The 15,265-nt window shown below is 62.1% G+C and carries 20 protein-coding genes and 2 tRNA genes; 15 read left to right on the top strand and 7 right to left on the bottom strand.

Translation table 11 applies throughout. The features are described from left to right. Positions 1 to 77: 77 nt before the first annotated feature. The 3 genes from BLS26_RS01700 (at position 78) to BLS26_RS35440 (ending at position 1,008) form a co-directional block, all read left to right on the top strand. Positions 78 to 368: a hypothetical protein gene (locus tag BLS26_RS01700; protein WP_092507871.1), complete on the top strand. Its 291-nt coding sequence runs from the start codon at positions 78 to 80 to the stop codon at positions 366 to 368. 24 nt (positions 369 to 392) lie between these two features. Next, complete coding sequence (locus tag BLS26_RS01695; protein WP_092507869.1) at positions 393 to 659, top strand: hypothetical protein; 267 nt, start codon at positions 393 to 395, stop codon at positions 657 to 659. 61 nt (positions 660 to 720) lie between these two features. Next, positions 721 to 1,008 carry a hypothetical protein gene (locus tag BLS26_RS35440; protein WP_157676255.1) on the top strand — a complete coding sequence of 96 codons (288 nt, stop codon included), beginning with the start codon at positions 721 to 723 and terminating at the stop codon, positions 1,006 to 1,008. A gap of 87 nt (positions 1,009 to 1,095) precedes the next feature. Here the strand turns inward: BLS26_RS35440 and BLS26_RS01690 are convergent, their stop codons facing one another. Both BLS26_RS01690 and BLS26_RS01685 read right to left on the bottom strand, forming a co-directional pair. Continuing rightward, positions 1,096 to 1,404, bottom strand: a complete 309-nt coding sequence (locus BLS26_RS01690) for a hypothetical protein (RefSeq protein ID WP_092507867.1) — start codon at positions 1,402 to 1,404, stop codon at positions 1,096 to 1,098. Positions 1,405 to 1,487: 83 nt separating this feature from the next. Next, a tRNA-Val gene (locus BLS26_RS01685) sits at positions 1,488 to 1,564 on the bottom strand. A gap of 97 nt (positions 1,565 to 1,661) precedes the next feature. Here BLS26_RS01685 and BLS26_RS01680 point away from each other — a divergent pair. After that, positions 1,662 to 2,522 (top strand): class I SAM-dependent methyltransferase, encoded by an 861-nt coding sequence (locus BLS26_RS01680; protein ID WP_092507865.1) that lies wholly within the window; start codon positions 1,662 to 1,664, stop codon positions 2,520 to 2,522. A gap of 78 nt (positions 2,523 to 2,600) precedes the next feature. Here BLS26_RS01680 and pepT read toward each other — a convergent pair whose 3' ends face one another. After that, positions 2,601 to 3,857, bottom strand: a complete 1,257-nt coding sequence (gene pepT, locus BLS26_RS01675) for a peptidase T (protein WP_092507863.1) — start codon at positions 3,855 to 3,857, stop codon at positions 2,601 to 2,603. A 144-nt stretch (positions 3,858 to 4,001) separates the two neighbouring features. Further along, on the bottom strand, positions 4,002 to 4,301 hold the full coding sequence (locus BLS26_RS01670) for an HU family DNA-binding protein (protein WP_092507861.1): 300 nt from the start codon (positions 4,299 to 4,301) through the stop codon (positions 4,002 to 4,004). Between the two features lie 338 nt (positions 4,302 to 4,639). On the opposite strand from BLS26_RS01670, the gene BLS26_RS01665 reads away from it, so the two are divergent. Beyond that, a tRNA-Asp gene (locus BLS26_RS01665) sits at positions 4,640 to 4,716 on the top strand. A 96-nt stretch (positions 4,717 to 4,812) separates the two neighbouring features. On the opposite strand, the gene BLS26_RS01660 is transcribed toward BLS26_RS01665, so the two are convergent. Continuing rightward, positions 4,813 to 5,007, bottom strand: coding sequence for a hypothetical protein (locus BLS26_RS01660; RefSeq protein WP_092507859.1), 195 nt, complete (start codon positions 5,005 to 5,007; stop codon positions 4,813 to 4,815). A gap of 210 nt (positions 5,008 to 5,217) precedes the next feature. On the opposite strand from BLS26_RS01660, the gene BLS26_RS01655 reads away from it, so the two are divergent. Together BLS26_RS01655 and BLS26_RS01650 are read left to right on the top strand one after the other, a co-directional pair. Continuing rightward, positions 5,218 to 6,246, top strand: a complete 1,029-nt coding sequence (locus BLS26_RS01655) for a TRAP transporter substrate-binding protein (protein ID WP_092507857.1) — start codon at positions 5,218 to 5,220, stop codon at positions 6,244 to 6,246. 47 nt (positions 6,247 to 6,293) lie between these two features. After that, complete coding sequence (locus tag BLS26_RS01650) at positions 6,294 to 7,310, top strand: TRAP transporter substrate-binding protein (protein WP_157676254.1); 1,017 nt, start codon at positions 6,294 to 6,296, stop codon at positions 7,308 to 7,310. Positions 7,311 to 7,333: 23 nt separating this feature from the next. Here BLS26_RS01650 and BLS26_RS01645 read toward each other — a convergent pair whose 3' ends face one another. Then, on the bottom strand, positions 7,334 to 8,626 hold the full coding sequence (locus tag BLS26_RS01645; RefSeq protein WP_092507853.1) for an MFS transporter: 1,293 nt from the start codon (positions 8,624 to 8,626) through the stop codon (positions 7,334 to 7,336). A gap of 40 nt (positions 8,627 to 8,666) precedes the next feature. Next, a complete protein-coding gene (locus tag BLS26_RS01640; RefSeq protein ID WP_092507851.1) occupies positions 8,667 to 9,857 on the bottom strand; it encodes an aromatic ring-hydroxylating dioxygenase subunit alpha in 1,191 nt (396 codons plus the stop codon). A gap of 146 nt (positions 9,858 to 10,003) precedes the next feature. On the opposite strand from BLS26_RS01640, the gene BLS26_RS01635 reads away from it, so the two are divergent. The 8 genes from BLS26_RS01635 (at position 10,004) to BLS26_RS01600 (ending at position 15,260) form a co-directional block, all read left to right on the top strand. After that, positions 10,004 to 10,516, top strand: a complete 513-nt coding sequence (locus BLS26_RS01635) for a MarR family winged helix-turn-helix transcriptional regulator (RefSeq protein ID WP_092507850.1) — start codon at positions 10,004 to 10,006, stop codon at positions 10,514 to 10,516. Between the two features lie 182 nt (positions 10,517 to 10,698). Beyond that, positions 10,699 to 11,064 (top strand): NADH-quinone oxidoreductase subunit A, encoded by a 366-nt coding sequence (locus BLS26_RS01630; RefSeq protein WP_092507848.1) that lies wholly within the window; start codon positions 10,699 to 10,701, stop codon positions 11,062 to 11,064. Then, on the top strand, positions 11,055 to 11,648 hold the full coding sequence (locus BLS26_RS01625) for an NADH-quinone oxidoreductase subunit B family protein (RefSeq protein WP_074832581.1): 594 nt from the start codon (positions 11,055 to 11,057) through the stop codon (positions 11,646 to 11,648). Before BLS26_RS01630 ends, BLS26_RS01625 begins: the two co-directional genes overlap by 10 nt. A gap of 12 nt (positions 11,649 to 11,660) precedes the next feature. Continuing rightward, a complete protein-coding gene (locus BLS26_RS01620; RefSeq protein ID WP_092507846.1) occupies positions 11,661 to 12,272 on the top strand; it encodes an NADH-quinone oxidoreductase subunit C in 612 nt (203 codons plus the stop codon). Positions 12,273 to 12,274: 2 nt separating this feature from the next. After that, positions 12,275 to 13,465 carry an NADH-quinone oxidoreductase subunit D gene (locus tag BLS26_RS01615; protein ID WP_092507844.1) on the top strand — a complete coding sequence of 397 codons (1,191 nt, stop codon included), beginning with the start codon at positions 12,275 to 12,277 and terminating at the stop codon, positions 13,463 to 13,465. Continuing rightward, a complete protein-coding gene (locus tag BLS26_RS01610; RefSeq protein ID WP_092507842.1) occupies positions 13,462 to 14,433 on the top strand; it encodes an FkbM family methyltransferase in 972 nt (323 codons plus the stop codon). Before BLS26_RS01615 ends, BLS26_RS01610 begins: the two co-directional genes overlap by 4 nt. A 3-nt stretch (positions 14,434 to 14,436) precedes the next feature. Continuing rightward, the gene (gene nuoE, locus BLS26_RS01605; RefSeq protein WP_092507840.1) at positions 14,437 to 15,048 is read left to right on the top strand and encodes an NADH-quinone oxidoreductase subunit NuoE; all 612 of its coding nucleotides are present in this window, start codon (positions 14,437 to 14,439) and stop codon (positions 15,046 to 15,048) included. Beyond that, positions 15,048 to 15,260, top strand: coding sequence for a hypothetical protein (locus tag BLS26_RS01600; RefSeq protein ID WP_172804765.1), 213 nt, complete (start codon positions 15,048 to 15,050; stop codon positions 15,258 to 15,260). Before nuoE ends, BLS26_RS01600 begins: the two co-directional genes overlap by 1 nt. Positions 15,261 to 15,265: the final 5 nt, after the last annotated feature.

Below are 15,265 nucleotides of genomic sequence, written 5' to 3'. Positions count from 1 at the left end.
GCCGGGCAGCTTGATCGGGCGAAAAAGGCGCGATAGGCAGGTAAAGGCCACCAACTGAGGCGGCTTAGGATTTTTCAATGCTGCGCGAAGTACTTCGCGACTTTCTCAATTTTCTAATCACTGCGGATTGGGGATGCGCCGTTGTGCTTTGGGCAATGGGTTTCCGCGCAGCGTTTCTCAGGGCAGGCGAGTGCATAGAGCGGCGCGGCCTTTTTACGCTCAGGACACCATTGCCAAGCGAATTCTCGAAGGAATACTACCACTACTACAGTCAAATGGTCTGGCTGGGGCTCGCGTTTTTTGTCGCTATTGGCACGGGCTTCGGCTTGTTATGCCTTAAGAATTTATTCTTCCCTTCTCCGAATTAGACCACTGCATAGAAGCGAGTGCCGATGTCGTCCGAACTCGAAGCGCTAAAGAGTTTGCTCTTGCATGAGTGGGACCCAATCGGCGTGTCCGGCTGCGAGGGGGCCGAAGACGAATACGACTATTATGCCATGCAGGTGTTTAAGATGCTCGCTGATGAAGCGGATGCGGCAACCATCGGAGAGTATCTCAATTGGGTGGTTACATCCCGGATGTCGCTCCGAGGTAATCCAGATATGGATCGCGATATTGCGGCTAAAGCTGTCGCGATCTACGGACGAAGACACTCCTGACCGGAAACTAGGACACCTCGGCTCAAATACGGACAGCACATACTGAAACGGACCATCAGCCGTGGATGAAAACGATCCCGAATATTGGCCGACCCAGTTGCAGGAAATCTTTGCTGCGGTTGGCATTGCCATGGGCGATAGGCGATTGACGCCGGAAACGCTAAAGTTGGTTCATATGCCCAATGATGAATTCACGATCTCTCATGTCTCCGGCAAGGAAGCTGGTTGGAAAAGGGGGCACTATACAATCACCATGACCGGGGGATATTGGAGATTTCCGTCTGGGAGACTGGAAAAGCTTTCGCGCGCTGCTGTTAAAAGCAAGGCGCCATCGCCAAAATCAGATTAGGCCTCTAGTAGTCAAAACAGGCCAGTTCCCGTTTCCCGGTGCTGGCTTGTCTCCGATCTTGGTGGCCTTGTTTGAAGATCGCCGTGCCTAATTTGCGATCTGAAGACTTACCGCTGCATCTTGCCCGGTGCGCGCAAGTCTACGGACGCGGGCGTCTTCAACCCACGACGAAACATCTTGAATGAACTCCATCACTTCGGATTCAAGATTTGCCGTATTGACGACCCTGATCACATAGGGCGGTTCGAGAGCATTGATTCCACCCGCGACCATGGAGTCTATGAAAGCTGCCGCCCGAGTGCCGTGCCATTCCGGTGATCCCAACGCTTCCTTGAGCGCAGAGGCAAAATCGAGGGGGACTTTCCAGCCGCTGGCGTCGAGTTCTATCGTTCTCATGCCACGATAAGCCACCTAGCTGGCGGCCTCTTCATTTTGCATGCCTTCCCGATCCCTCTGGAAAGCTAAGTCATTGAAAAATATGGTAGGCGGCGACGGATTCGAACCGCCGACCCTCTCGGTGTAAACGAGATGCTCTAACCAGCTGAGCTAGCCGCCCTCAAGCTTCTGTTTAACCTTGCGGGCCCCTTCAGTGCAAGGTCGGGTGACCGGCGTATTGCTTCCCAAATGACCGAATTACATAGAGAATTATGCATATGGACACCCCCCAAGGCCACCAAGAGAACGCCGACCAGATCGCCTACTGGAACGGGCCGGGCGGCCAGCGCTGGGCCGATCGGCAAGCGGCGCAGGATATCCTGCTGAAGCCGATCGCCGACCTGCTGATCGACCGCGCCAAGCCCAAGACAGGCGAGCGCGTCATCGACGTCGGCTGCGGCAGCGGCGCCACCACGATTGCGTTCGGGCACAAGGTCGCACCCTCAGGCCATGTGTTCGGCATCGACGTCTCCGGCCCGATGCTGGAGCGGGCGCGGCAGACCGCGCCAAAGGAGTTGCCGGTCGATTTCGCGCTGGCGGATGCGACGGTCTATCCGTTCGATCCGGCAAGCTTCGATCTGCTGGCGTCACGGTTCGGCGTGATGTTCTTTGCCGATCCAGCGCTGTCGTTTTCGAACCTGCGCAAGGCGTTGCGGCCGTCGGGACGGTTGGCGTTCGCGTGCTGGCGCGAGCCGAAGGAGAATCCATTCTTCATGGCGCCGCTGCAGGCGGTCTACAAGCACGTGCCAAAGCTTCCGCCGCAGGGCCCGGAAGATCCCGGACCGTTTGCGTTCGCCTCGGAGGCGCGCGTGAACCGTATCCTCGGTGCGGCCGGTTTTGCCGGCATTGCGATGGAGCCGTGCCATCTCACGCTCGATGTCGCGCTCGGCCGCGGCCTGGAAGCCGCGGTGCAGGCCGCCTTCGAAATCGGACCCGCCAGTCGCGCTCTCGAAGGCCATCCGCCGGAGACCCGCGCCGCCGCCACCAATTCGGTTCGTGAAGTGCTTGCGACCTTCGCCAAGGGCGACACGGTGCCGTTGCCGGCCTCGATCTGGATCGTGACAGCGCGCGCGGGCTAGACTTGGTGCGACGCCTTGCGAGCCGGAGTTCTACTTTGCATGGGGTTGTTTTCGCGATTTTGGGTCCGGGTAGGGAACCTACGCCCGCTCTTCCCAGATCATCGCCAGATGCACGATCGTCTCCGCCGCCTTTTCCATGTCCTGGCGGCTGACCCATTCCAGCCGCGAGTGGAAGGCGTGCTCGCCGGCGAAGATGTTGGGGCAGGGCAGGCCCATGGCTGATAGCCGCGAGCCGTCGGTGCCGCCGCGGATCGAGCTGCGCACCGGTGTGAGGCCGGCGCGGCGGATCGCCTCGATCGCGTAGTCGACGGTCTCGGGGTGGCGGTCGATCGCCTGCTTCATGTTGCGGTATTGCGGCTTGACCTCCATGCGGTAGGTCGAGCGCGGATAGTCCTTCATCACGTCCTTGACGATGCTTTCCAGCAGGGTTTCCTTTTCCTTCAAGCCCTCGTCGTTGAAGTCGCGCACGATGAAGCCAATGGACGCCTTCTCCAGCGCGCCGGAGATGCCGATCGGATGCAGAAAGCCTTCCTTGCCCTCCGTGGTCTCGGGCGAGCAGGTATTTTTCGGCAGCCGGTCGACGATGGCCGCGGCGATCTTGATCGCATGCTCCATCTTGCCTTTTGCAAACCCCGGATGGGTCGAGACGCCCTCGATGGTGATGGTGGCGCCGTCGGCCGAAAAGGTCTCGTCTTCGATATTCCCGGCGGTCTCGCCGTCCATCGTATAGGCGAAGTCGGCGCCGAGCTTCTTGAGGTCGACCTTGTCGACGCCGCGGCCGATCTCTTCGTCCGGGGTGAAGAGTATCTTGATGGCGCCGTGCTTGATGTGCGGGTTTGCGATCAGGAACTGCGCCGCGTCCATGATTTCGGCGAGGCCGGCCTTGTTGTCGGCGCCCAGCAGCGTGGTGCCGTCCGTCGTGATGATGTCGTTGCCGATCTGGTCGGCCAGCGCCGGATGATCGGCTGCGCGTATCACCTGGGTGGGATCGGCCGGCAGCACGATATCGCCACCGCGATAGTTTTTCACGATCTGCGGCTTGACGTTGGCGCCGCTACAATCCGGCGAGGTGTCCATATGCGAGCAGAAGCAGATCGTGGCGACCCGCTTGTCGGTGTTCGCCGGAATGGTCGCGTAGACATAGCCATGCTGGTCGAGATGGGCGTCGGCAAGCCCGATCGCCTGCAGTTCGGCCGCGAGCAGGCGGCCGAGATTCTTCTGTTTCTCGGTGGAGGGGCAGGTCGGCGAGCCCGGATCGGACTGGGTGTCGATCACGACATAGCGCAGGAAGCGCTCGGTCACGGTGTGGGTAAACGCGAGGGAAGAAGCCAAGATGACAATCCGGATGAAGAGAGCAGGCCAAGCCCGCCAAGCAAGACTTGAGCGACGGGCGTTATGAGTGTGGCTCTATAACAGAAAAGCGCCATTCCGGGTCCCCGCCGGAATGGCGCTTTACGTCGGATCAGAAAGGACGCCGTATCAGACGGCTTCCTTGAGTTCCTTGGCGGCGCGGAAGGCGACCTTCTTGCTGGCCTTGATCTGGATCGCTTCGCCGGTGGCGGGGTTGCGGCCCATGCGGGCGGCGCGCTTGCGAACCTGGAGGATGCCCAGCCCGACGATGCGGATGCGCTCGCCCTTCTTCAGGTGCTTGGTGATCTTGCCGACCATATCGGTCAGAATCGCCTCGGCGGCCTTCTTCGACAATTCATGCTCTTCGGCGAGATCCGCTGCCAGGTGCTTGAGCGTCACGGTGGCTGGAGTCGCTGCTTTCTTCGCCATATCTGGCCCTCCTCGTTGGTAAATGGCTTGAGCTTGCGGTTTGCCTCGGTAGCGGGGCGCAGTGCGGTCCACGCCGGAAAACCGCTGATGTCAGAGACCTGAACCTCCGGATTCCGACGTGAGCGGAACGGCGAAGGTTTCAAGAAACTTAGACGTATCAGGCCTTAAATGATTCGGGTGGCGGCTGCCTACGCTGATTTGCCTGAAAACAAGCCGTTTTTTGCTTACGTGTCGCAGAAATGCCCATTTGGCAAGGGGATTCGCAACGTCCTTGACTAACGTAAGATCGCCCTTTATGCCCTCGGTCCTGCGCGGATCACGAGTTGATTACGGCATCCGCGGGAGTAGCTCAGTTGGTTAGAGCGCCGCCCTGTCACGGCGGAGGCCGCGGGTTCGAGTCCCGTCTCTCGCGCCATTGTTTCAATGGCTTAGCACCGATCCTCAAGGCCTCGTGCCAACAAAAAGGCCGCCCCTTGGGCGGCCGTTTTGATTCCAATGAAGTCGTTAGCGCTTAGCGGACCATCGAGATGTCCGAGCTGGTGACAACCACCGGCTTGCCCGCCTTCATGACGTGGGCGGTCTGGGTGAAATCCGAACCTGATCGTGCCGAGATACCGAAAGCCGCCACCGCGATGCCTGCAACGAGCGCGACAACCACGATCTTCAGGTGGGTGGTGCGGTCCGCAGAGTGAATGGAGTGGTTCATGGTAGCCTCCCGGGCGTGTGTTCCGCCCTCTGACGGCTGCAGGTGTACCCCCAGTCTGTTTCAGGATGGTTTCGCGCCTTCCTCAAAATGGTTTCATCTGTGGCTTTTTGGCCGATTTCTCGACCGTCAGCTGCCCGGCTTGCGGAAAACAGCAGATCGGCCGAAAACATCTCCCAGGCGCGGCAAACGGCGCTCGGGAGAAAAACAATAATGAAAACAACGAAACTGACCCGTCGGCACCTGCTCGGCGCGGCTTCCGCAACCTGGGCCACCGCGATTCTCCGTTGGCCCGCCAAGGCAGCCGCTGCCGCCGAATTCGACTTCAAGCTCGGCGTCAATACACCGGAGACCCATCCGCTGACGATCAGGCTCACCGAGGCGGCCAAGGCGATCGGCGCGCAGTCAAACGGCCGGCTCAATGTCACCGTGTTTTCCAACAGCCAGCTCGGCGGCGATCCCGAGATGCTGTCGCAGGTCCGCGCCGGCGGCATCGAACTGCTGGCGGTGCCTAGCCTCACGTTGTCGATCCTGGTGCCGATGTCGGGCCTGCCCAGCATCGGCTTCGCCTTCCAGTCCTATGACCAGGTGTGGGCGGCGATGGATGGCGGCGTCGGCGAGGTGGTCCGCGACGCCATCGGCAAGGCCGGGATCGTTCCGATGAAGAAGGTCTGGGACAATGGTTTCCGGCAGATCACGTCGTCGTCGAGCCGGCAGCTCAACAGCGTCGACGATCTCAGGGGATTCAAGATTCGTGTGCCGGTCACGGCATTGCTGACGTCGCTGTTCTCGGGCCTCGGCGCGCTGCCGTCGAGCATCAGCTACAACGAACTCTACTCGGCGCTGCAGACCCATATCGTCGAAGGGCAGGAGAACCCGCTGGCGCAGGTGTCGACCGGCAAGCTCTACGAGGTGCAGAAATACTGCGCGCTGTCGAACCACTGCTGGAGCGGCTACTGGATCGTCGCCAACCGCCGCGCGCTATCAGGGCTGTCGGCGGATCTGCAGGAAATCGTCAGCAGCAATTTCGATGCGGCCGCGAACAAGGAGCGCGCCGATTTGGTCGAGATGGACCGCTCGCTGCAAGCCGAACTGACCGCCAAGGGCATGACCTTCAACACGCCCGATCCGGTGCAGTTCAGGGCGGCGCTGGTGAAGGCCGGTTTCTACACGCAATGGCAGAAGACCTATGGCGGAGAAGCCTGGGCGCAGCTGGAGAAATACACGGGCAAGCTGACGTGAGTGCGCGATCAAGATTGCCTGAACTTTGTTTAAAGGGGAAAAATGCCATGCCGACAATACTGAGCCGCCGCGCGGTTATCGGGGGAGCGGCGGTGCTGGGCTCACTCGCTACCTTCAGCCGCTTCGGTCTTGCCGCGGACTTCAAGTTCCGCCAATTCCACAATCAGGCCCTCTCGAGCCCGCTGCACAAGCGGCTGGTCGAGATGTGGGCGGCGGTGAAGACGGAGACCAATGGCCGGGTCGACACCGAGGTATTCGCGGAGAATGCGGGCATTCAGGGCTCGGACCCGGCAGCGCTCAAGATGGTGATCTCCGGCGAGCTCGACTTCTTCACGCTGATGGGCGGCATTCTGGGCCAGTCGGTGCCCGTCGCTGAAGTGCAGCAGGTACCGTTCGCGTTCAAGACGGCGAGCGAAGCTCACGCCGCCGCGGATGGTGCGCTCGGCGCCTATTTGCGCGAGGAAATGGCGGCGAAGGGCTTGTACGGCTTCCCGGTGATGGCCTTCGATAATGGCATGCGCCAGACGTCAACGACCAGTCGGCCGATTCTCGCTCCCGGGGATTTCGAGGGAATTCGGATTCGCTTGCCTGCCGGCCAAATGTTTACCGACACGTTTAGGGCGCTCGGCGCCGAGCCCGTGACCATCAACGTCAACCAGATTTATGACGGGATCAAAAACGGCAAAGTCGACGCGCAGGAAAATCCCTTGGCCGTCACGGAAGTGTTCAAGCTTTACGAAGTGCAGAAACACATGGCGATGACCAACCACATGTGGTCGGGCTTCAACCTCATGGCCAACCTTGCTCTCTGGCGGAAGCTGCCGGCCGATATTCAGGCTGTGATCGAGCGCAACGCCACCAAGTACGTGCGCCTGCAGCGCGAAGACCAGGGAACATTCAACGGCGGCCTGCGCAAGACGCTGACCGAGCGTGGCATGGTGTTCAACGACGTGGATCAGGAGCTGTTCCGCGCCCGCATGGTGCCCGTGTATGCCGTCTGGAAAGAAAAACTCGGCGCCAAGTGCTGGAGCCTGCTCGAAGGGCACGTCGGCAAGCTCGCCTGAGTAACTCCCGGAAACGCGCCGCCTCAACTCGCGCGCTTGATATCGCCGCGGATCGTCCGCGCCGCCAGGATAAACAGCAGCGCGCCGACCGAAGTCGTGACCGCAGCCGACAGCAACGAATAGCGCACGGCGTTGGCGCCGTAGTCGTTCTTGAGCGCGTCGTTGATCATGCCGACGGCAAGCGGACCGACGCCCTGGCCAAAGCAGGTTGCGGTCAAGGCGATGATCGCGGAGGCCAGCGCCCGCATGCTCGGCCTCGCCACGGTCTGCGCAATCGCAAAGATCGGGCCGAGGTGAAAGCCGACCAGGAACGAGGTCAGCGACAGCGCCGCGACCATCGTCGTAAAATCCTGCGTCAGCATGCAGACGGCAAACACCGGACCGGCGAGGAACGACGTAATCGCCGGCGCCCATAATTTCCAGCGGTCGTCGCGCTGGCTGATCCGCGCCACCACCAGCCCGCCGACCAGCGTGCCGGCCATCCCGGCGAGGCCCTTGAATGTGCCGGCATAGGTGCCGATCTCGGCGCTGGAGAGGTGATGCACCCGCGCCAGGAACGGCGGGATCCAGGCCGCGGTGGCGTAGTTGGTATAGGTGGTGAGGCAGAAGCCGATCAGCACGATCACAAAACTCTGCTGCGAGGCGAGGAAACCGAGCGTCGGTCCGATCGGCTCCGGCGCAAAAGTCTCCGCCATGGCGCCGCGCTTCGGCTCCGAGATCGTCAGCCACAGCACGGCGGCGAGCGCGATGCCGGGCAGGCCGGCGGCGAAGAACGCCATGCGCCAGCCGAAGTACTGGTTGACGTAGCCGCCGATGAAATAGCCGAGGAAGATGCCGAGATAGGTGCCGATGGCGAAGATACCGAGCGCCCGCGGCCGCTCGTTCTTGGCGAAGAGATCGGCGATCAGCGACTGCGAGGCCGGACTGGAGGCGGATTCGCCGATGCCGACGCCAATTCTGGCGAGCGCGAGGCTGGTAACGCTGGTCGCCATCCCGCACAGGAACGTCATCGCGCTCCAGAACGCGAACGCGGCGGCGACGATGTTGCGGCGGTTGACGCGATCGGCGACGCGCGCAATCGGTATCCCGACCAGCGAATAGAACAGCACGAAGCCGAAGCCCGCGAGCAGGCCCATCATGGTGTCGCTGAGCGCAAACTCCTTTTTGATCGGCTCGATCAGGACATTGAAGATGGTGCGGTCGAGGAAGTTCAGCGCGTAGACGACGGTCAGGACGCCAAGCACGTAGTATCGGCGCATCGAGGGCCTTGCGGCGCCCGCCTGCACAGCGGCCACCTGCGGCGCGAGATCGACCATGGTTTCCCCCTCGGATTCTCTTGGTGCCGAACTTACCGCCTCACGCCTCGCGAATGAAATTGCCCGCCTCGAATTCGACCAAAGCGGCCTCGGGATCGAACGTGACCCCTGCCGGATCGCGGCCCGCTTCCATGGCTTCGAGCTGCTCGTCCAGCATGCGGCGGATCATCAGGATGCCGCGGTCGCTCTGGCCGAAGTGCTCCTCCGAATGCAGCGTCACCGGGCCCTGGCCTGTCTGCGCCTCGTAGTCGCCGGGGAATTGCTGGTGTTCCTGCTCGGTCATGTCCCACCAGAACTTGCCGTTGAATTTGGAGCGCATGCGGCCAATGTCGCCCGACTGCTTGACCCGGCCGGCGACATAGATGCGAAACGACGTATCGTCGATCGGCAGGGTCCAGCCGATCGACTCGACGCGGGCAAATTGCGCCACCCGCGGATTGGGCACCACGCGCAGCGTGGGGAGGGCGGCTTCCGTCACCCGGTAGAAAACCTTGCCGTCGTCCTGGTGACGGATCGAGCGCACGGTGACGCCGCGGGCTGAGGTCTCGAACTTCACCTCCGGCATCGAGGCCATCATGTTGGTGAACTGCGGCCCTGAGAACGAACCGTGCAGCACCGGCACGTGATAGGGGTCCACCACATTTTCAAAATGCTGCAGCCAGTTGCAGGGGATGACGGCCGGGCCGCCGCCGCCGATCGAGGAATCGTCGGCCTCGACGAACTCGCCGTCGTCCATGTTCTCCAGGCATTCGTAGCGCGGCAGCACCGGCTTTTTCTCCGCCGGGCCGAGATAGGCGAAGATCAGGCCGTAACGCTCCTGCACCGGATACCAGGGCTGGCGCACCTTGTCCCTGAACTGGCCGCCTTCGGGTTCGCAGGGCTGTTCGAGGCAATGGCCTTCGGTGTCGAACTTCCAGCCGTGGTAGCAGCAGCGGATGCCGTCTTCCTCGACCTTGCCGTAATAGAGCGTGGTGCCGCGGTGGCAGCAGCGGGCGTGCAGCAGGCCGACCCGGCCGTGTTTGTCGCGGAACAGCACCAGATCCTCAGCCAGCACGCGCACTTTTCTGGGGATATCGGTGGCGTCGCCGACGAGACCGACCGGATGCCAGTAGCGCCGCAGCAGTTCTCCCATCGGCGTGCCGCGGCCGACCGACGTCAATTTGGTCCGGGTGGTGGACGGCTTCATGGCGTAGCCGGTGCCGAGATCGCGATCCCGCTGGGTAATATTCACAGCCGTTTCCTCCCGCCGCGGCTTTGGCGCCGCAGTCGTCTGACGATTGAGCGAAGTCAAATCGAGATCGATGACATTGTCAACGATCTCGTGATAGGATTTCGGTTTCCTTGGCAGAGGCTGGCTTTGTTGGCAGAGATTTGGTCATGAGCCAGAAAGCGAACAAACCGATGCCGCCGCCCGCCGCGGGGAACGATGCCGAATTGGCGCCGATCACCGCGATGACGTCGTCGCGGCTGATGGTGCTGGCCAATCTGCTCAAGCGCGGCGCGATTCTGCGCTACAAGCGGCTGGCCGGGCTCTCTTCCGTCGAGTTCGGCCTGGTGGCCTCGCTCGGACGGCGGCCGCCGATGAGCGTGGCGCGGCTGGCCGAGGCCGTCGGCATGGACAAGGGCCAGATCAGCCGGGCGTTGGCGGAACTGGTGTCGCGCAAGCTGGTCGCCAAGGCCGACAACCCCCGGGACAACCGCGAGACGCTGGTTTGCCTGACCAAGGCCGGGCTCGCCGCCCATGACGTCATTGTGGCGGGCGCGCAGGAACGCAACCGGCGCCTCTTGGAACAGCTCAGCAAGGAAGATCTGGAGACGCTGCTTGGGCAGATCAATCGCCTGACCGCGACCGCTGCCCAAATGCTCGCCGCCGAGAGGGACCTGACCTGATCGTCAGCCCGGAAACCGGGCATCGAAGCGTGCTGTCGCGATGGCAGATTTTGACAAGACGGAGCCCGCCAGAGCGTCAAGATAGCTTGTCTTGCGCCCTCTGTTGCGCTGCGCTAAGCCTCAAGAATAATTCCAATCTCCGAATCTGCGGCCGTCCGAAACCGCAGGAAAAGGCACCGCCGATGAACGGCATCCTGCAGAATTACCTTCCACTTGTGGTGTTTATCGGAGTGGCCGGCCTGATCGGTCTGGTACTGCTGATTGCCCCGTTCATCGTTGCGTTCCAGCAGCCGGATCCGGAAAAGCTCTCCGCCTATGAATGCGGATTCAACGCTTTTGATGACGCCCGCATGAAATTCGACGTCCGCTTCTATCTGGTTGCGATCCTTTTCATCATCTTCGACCTCGAAGTGGCGTTCCTGTTCCCGTGGGCGGTGGCATTCGGCAAGCTCGGCGTCACCGGGTTCTGGTCGATGATGGTGTTCCTGGCCGTGCTGACGGTCGGCTTTGCCTATGAATGGAAGAAAGGCGCGCTCGAATGGGATTGAGCCCGACAGTAACTGCAGCGTCTTCGCCGGCGATCGCTCCGGCGCCGAAGGGCATTCTCGATCCCGCCACCGGCCGGCCGGTCGGCGCCAACGATCCGTATTTCCTCGAGGTCAACCACGAGCTCTCGGACAAGGGTTTCTTCGTCGCCGCCACCGACGACCTGATCACCTGGGCGCGCACCGGCTCGCTGATGTGGATGACCTTCGGCCTGGCCTGCTGCGCGGTCGAGATGATGCAAGTGTCGATGCCGCGTTACGACGTCGAGCGCTTCGGGTTCGCGCCGCGCGCCTCGCCGCGGCAGTCCGACGTGATGATCGTCGCGGGCACGCTGACCAACAAGATGGCCCCGGCGCTGCGCAAGGTCTACGACCAGATGCCCGAGCCGCGCTACGTGATCTCGATGGGGTCGTGCGCCAATGGCGGCGGCTACTATCACTATTCCTACTCGGTCGTGCGCGGCTGCGACCGTATCGTGCCGATCGACATCTACGTACCCGGCTGCCCGCCGACGGCGGAAGCGCTGCTGTACGGCGTGCTGCTGCTGCAGAAGAAGATCCGGCGCATCGGGACCATCGAACGCTAAGGTTTTAAGCTAATGGACGACGGCAAGCTCGACGCCTTGGGGCAGACGATTGTTAGCGCGCTTCCGGGTGCGGCCAGTGCTCATTCGGTCGCGTTCGGCCAGCTCACCGTCACGGTGGACGCGGGCAGAATCGTCGACGTCGTAAAGTTCCTGCGTGACGATCCGAACTGCCGCTTCGTCAACTTCACCGACGTGACCGCGGTCGACTATCCCGGCCGCGAGAAGCGTTTTGACGTCGTCTACCACCTGCTGTCGCCGACCCTGAACGCGCGGATCCGCCTGCGTGCGGAAGCCGACGAGACCACCCAGGTGCCGTCGATCATCGACGTGTTTCCCGGTGCCGACTGGTTCGAGCGCGAGTGTTACGACCTCTATGGCGTGATCTTCACCGGCCATCCCGACATGCGGCGGCTGCTGACCGATTACGGCTTCGACGGCCATCCGCTGCGCAAGGACTTTCCGCTCACCGGTTTCGTCGAGGTCCGCTACGATGACCAGGAGAAGCGGGTGCTCTACGAGCCGGTCCGCCTCAACCAGGAATTCCGCAAATTCGATTTCCTCTCGCCATGGGAAGGCGCGGACTATCCGCTGCCAGGCGACGAGAAGGCTGAGCCGAAGGCCTGACCATGAACGAACAGAATCTTCGAAATTTCACGATTAACTTCGGGCCCCAGCACCCTGCAGCCCATGGCGTCTTGCGGCTCGTCCTTGAATTGGACGGCGAAGTCGTTGCGCGCGTCGATCCGCATATCGGCCTCTTGCACCGCGGCACCGAAAAGCTGATCGAGCAAAAGACCTATCTGCAGGCGATCCCGTATTTCGACCGGCTCGACTATGTCGCGCCGATGAACCAGGAACATGCGTTCTGCCTGGCTGCGGAAAAGCTGCTCGGCATCACGGTGCCGCGCCGCGGCCAACTGATCCGCGTGCTCTATTGCGAGATCGGCCGCATCCTGTCGCATCTACTCAACGTCACCACGCAGGCGATGGACGTCGGCGCGCTGACCCCGCCGCTGTGGGGTTTCGAAGAGCGCGAAAAGCTGATGGTGTTCTACGAGCGCGCCTCGGGCTCGCGCATGCATGCGGCCTATTTCCGCCTCGGCGGTGTGCATCAGGACCTGCCGACGAAGCTGATCGACGATATCGATGCCTGGTGCGATCCGTTCCTGCAGGTCGTCGCCGACCTCGAAACACTGCTGACCGGCAACCGCATCTTCAAGCAGCGCAACGTCGACATCGGCGTGGTGTCGCTGAAGCAGGCGTGGGAGTGGGGTTTCTCCGGCGTGATGGTGCGCGGCTCGGGCGCGGCCTGGGACTTGCGCAAGTCGCAGCCCTACGAATGCTACGCCGAAATGGATTTCGACATTCCGATCGGCAAGAACGGCGATTGCTACGACCGCTACTGCATCCGCATGGAAGAGATGCGGCAGTCCGTGCGGATCATGAAGCAGTGCATTGCGAAGCTGCGCGCGCCGGAAGGGCAGGGGCCCGTTGTCGTCGACGACAACAAGATCGCGCCGCCGCGCCGGGGCGAGATGAAGCGCTCGATGGAAGCGCTGATCCATCACTTCAAGCTCTACACCGAAGGTGTTCGCGTGCCGGCCGGCGAAGTCTATACCGCGGTCGAGGCGCCGAAGGGCGAGTTCGGCGTCTATCTGGTCGCCGACGGCACCAACAAACCCTACAAGTGCAAGATCCGCGCGCCGGGCTTTGCCCATCTGCAGGCGATGGATTTCATCTGCAAGGGCCATCTCCTGGCCGACGTTTCGGCCATCCTCGGTTCGCTCGATATCGTGTTCGGAGAGGTCGATCGGTGACGGCGCAGGCGCCCATCCAGTTTGACCGGGCTTCGGGCGTTCTCGAAGGCGCGAACGCGTGGGAGCGTCTGGCCGCGGTGGCGCTGACGCTCGGCTCCAAGGTGGGCGCGAATTTTTCTCACTTTGGCTACAATCGCTGCGCCAACCTGCTGCGCAAGGCGCTGCCCGAGCGCGGCATCCAGGTCAGGCTCAACCCCGACGCCGTGTTCGAATTTCCCTATGGCGACGGCTACTGGAGCAAGCTGCTCAACCGCACCTTCAGTTACGAGGATGAACTGGAACTGCTGTTCGCCGATTCCGCCGACATTGATTACACGCTGCTCGATTGCGGCGCCAACTACGGCTACTGGTCGGTGCTGGTCTCGAGCAAGCCGTTCGGTGCGCACAAGGCGATCGCGATCGAACCGTCGGGAGAGAATTTCCCGAAGCTCGCCAACAACGCCAAGATCAACGGCAACCGTTTCGAAGTCATGAAATGCGCGATCGGGGCCGCCCGCGGCACCGCGCGCCTGTCCGGCACCAAGCATGAGGCTTTCAGCATCGCCGGCGACCAGTCCGGCGGCGAGGAAGTGCCGGTGCTGGCGCTCGACAACCTGCTGGATGACGGCAAGGTTGCCGCCAACGGCAAGTTTCTGATCAAGCTCGACGTCGAGGGCGTCGAGATCGAGGCCATGAAGGGCGGCGCCCGGCTGATGCAGGGTGACAGCGTCCTGCTATGCGAGGAGCATGGCAACGATCCCCAGCACACCGTGTCGCGCTACATCCTCGAACAAACCCCGCTGACGCTGATCGTCTACGATCCGCGCAGCAATCGCCTTGAAACCGTGACCGAGCTTTCGATCCTCGATCGCATCAAGGTTTCAACCCACATCGGCTACAACGTGTTCGGCACCGCAAGCGCATTCTGGCTCGACCGGATCCATGCGCTCAATGCGAAAGCCGCAGCATCGCGCGCAATGAGAGACTGAACGATGTCCGTCCGCCGCCTCGCACCGAAGGAATTGCAGCCCGCGAGCTTCTCGTTTTCGGACGAGAACCTTGCCTGGGCGAAAGCGCAGATCGCCAAATATCCGCCCGGCCGCCAGGCTTCGGCGGTGATTGCGATCCTGTGGCGGGTGCAGGAACAGCATGAGGGCTGGGTTTCGGAAGCGGCGATCCGCGCCGTCGCCGACCTGCTCGACATGGCCTACATCCGCGTGCTGGAGATCGCGACCTTCTACACCATGTTCCAGCTGCAGCCGGTCGGCAAGAAGGCCCACGTCCAGGTCTGCGGCACCACGCCGTGCCGCCTGCGCGGCGCCGGTGACATCATCGAAGTTTGCCAGAGCCGCATCCACCACGATCCCTTCCACCTGTCGAAGGACGGCAACTTCTCCTGGGAAGAGGTCGAGTGCTTGGGGGCCTGCGTGAACGCGCCGATGGTGCTGATCTGGAAGGACACCTACGAGGACCTGACCAAGGAAAACTTCGGCAAGGTGCTTGATGGCTTTGCGTCGGGCAATCCGCCGAAGCCGGGCCCGCAGATCGACCGCCAGTTCTCTGCTCCCGTGGGCGGCCCGACCACGCTGAAGGAATCCACATGATGCGCGACGGCACATTGTCCGCAAACGGGCAGCAGGAGGGCGGCGCGATGAAGAACTGGCGCTATATCGGCCTGCACACCGTGGTGGCGGCCGCGTTCATCTTTCTGCTGCAGCGTTACGCGTTGAGCGCGACGCTGGAATCGAGCCTGTTGTGGGCGCTGACCTTCGGCGGCTGCGCCGCGGGTCTCGCTTACGCCCAGTCCAATCGTTGATCCCA

Origin of the sequence: Afipia sp. GAS231, from assembly GCF_900103365.1 — a bacterium.
Classification (GTDB): Bacteria; Pseudomonadota; Alphaproteobacteria; order Rhizobiales; family Xanthobacteraceae; genus Bradyrhizobium.
Note: the sequence above shows the minus strand (reverse complement) of the source record. Positions and strands in the feature narration are given on the sequence as shown.

Bases quoted from the DNA above. Each gene is read 5' to 3' on its own strand.
- BLS26_RS01700 (WP_092507871.1), top strand. From the start codon at position 78: ATGCTGCGCGAAGTACTTCGCGACTTTCTCAATTTTCTAATCACTGCG.
- BLS26_RS01695 (WP_092507869.1), top strand. From the start codon at position 393: ATGTCGTCCGAACTCGAAGCGCTAAAGAGTTTGCTCTTGCATGAGTGG.
- BLS26_RS01690 (WP_092507867.1), bottom strand. From the start codon at position 1,404: ATGAGAACGATAGAACTCGACGCCAGCGGCTGGAAAGTCCCCCTCGAT.
- BLS26_RS01680 (WP_092507865.1), top strand. From the start codon at position 1,662: ATGGACACCCCCCAAGGCCACCAAGAGAACGCCGACCAGATCGCCTAC.
- BLS26_RS01670 (WP_092507861.1), bottom strand. From the start codon at position 4,301: ATGGCGAAGAAAGCAGCGACTCCAGCCACCGTGACGCTCAAGCACCTG.
- BLS26_RS01660 (WP_092507859.1), bottom strand. From the start codon at position 5,007: ATGAACCACTCCATTCACTCTGCGGACCGCACCACCCACCTGAAGATC.
- BLS26_RS01655 (WP_092507857.1), top strand. From the start codon at position 5,218: ATGAAAACAACGAAACTGACCCGTCGGCACCTGCTCGGCGCGGCTTCC.
- BLS26_RS01650 (WP_157676254.1), top strand. From the start codon at position 6,294: ATGCCGACAATACTGAGCCGCCGCGCGGTTATCGGGGGAGCGGCGGTG.
- BLS26_RS01645 (WP_092507853.1), bottom strand. From the start codon at position 8,626: ATGGTCGATCTCGCGCCGCAGGTGGCCGCTGTGCAGGCGGGCGCCGCA.
- BLS26_RS01635 (WP_092507850.1), top strand. From the start codon at position 10,004: ATGAGCCAGAAAGCGAACAAACCGATGCCGCCGCCCGCCGCGGGGAAC.
- BLS26_RS01630 (WP_092507848.1), top strand. From the start codon at position 10,699: ATGAACGGCATCCTGCAGAATTACCTTCCACTTGTGGTGTTTATCGGA.
- BLS26_RS01625 (WP_074832581.1), top strand. From the start codon at position 11,055: ATGGGATTGAGCCCGACAGTAACTGCAGCGTCTTCGCCGGCGATCGCT.
- BLS26_RS01620 (WP_092507846.1), top strand. From the start codon at position 11,661: ATGGACGACGGCAAGCTCGACGCCTTGGGGCAGACGATTGTTAGCGCG.
- BLS26_RS01615 (WP_092507844.1), top strand. From the start codon at position 12,275: ATGAACGAACAGAATCTTCGAAATTTCACGATTAACTTCGGGCCCCAG.
- nuoE (WP_092507840.1), top strand. From the start codon at position 14,437: ATGTCCGTCCGCCGCCTCGCACCGAAGGAATTGCAGCCCGCGAGCTTC.
- BLS26_RS01600 (WP_172804765.1), top strand. From the start codon at position 15,048: ATGCGCGACGGCACATTGTCCGCAAACGGGCAGCAGGAGGGCGGCGCG.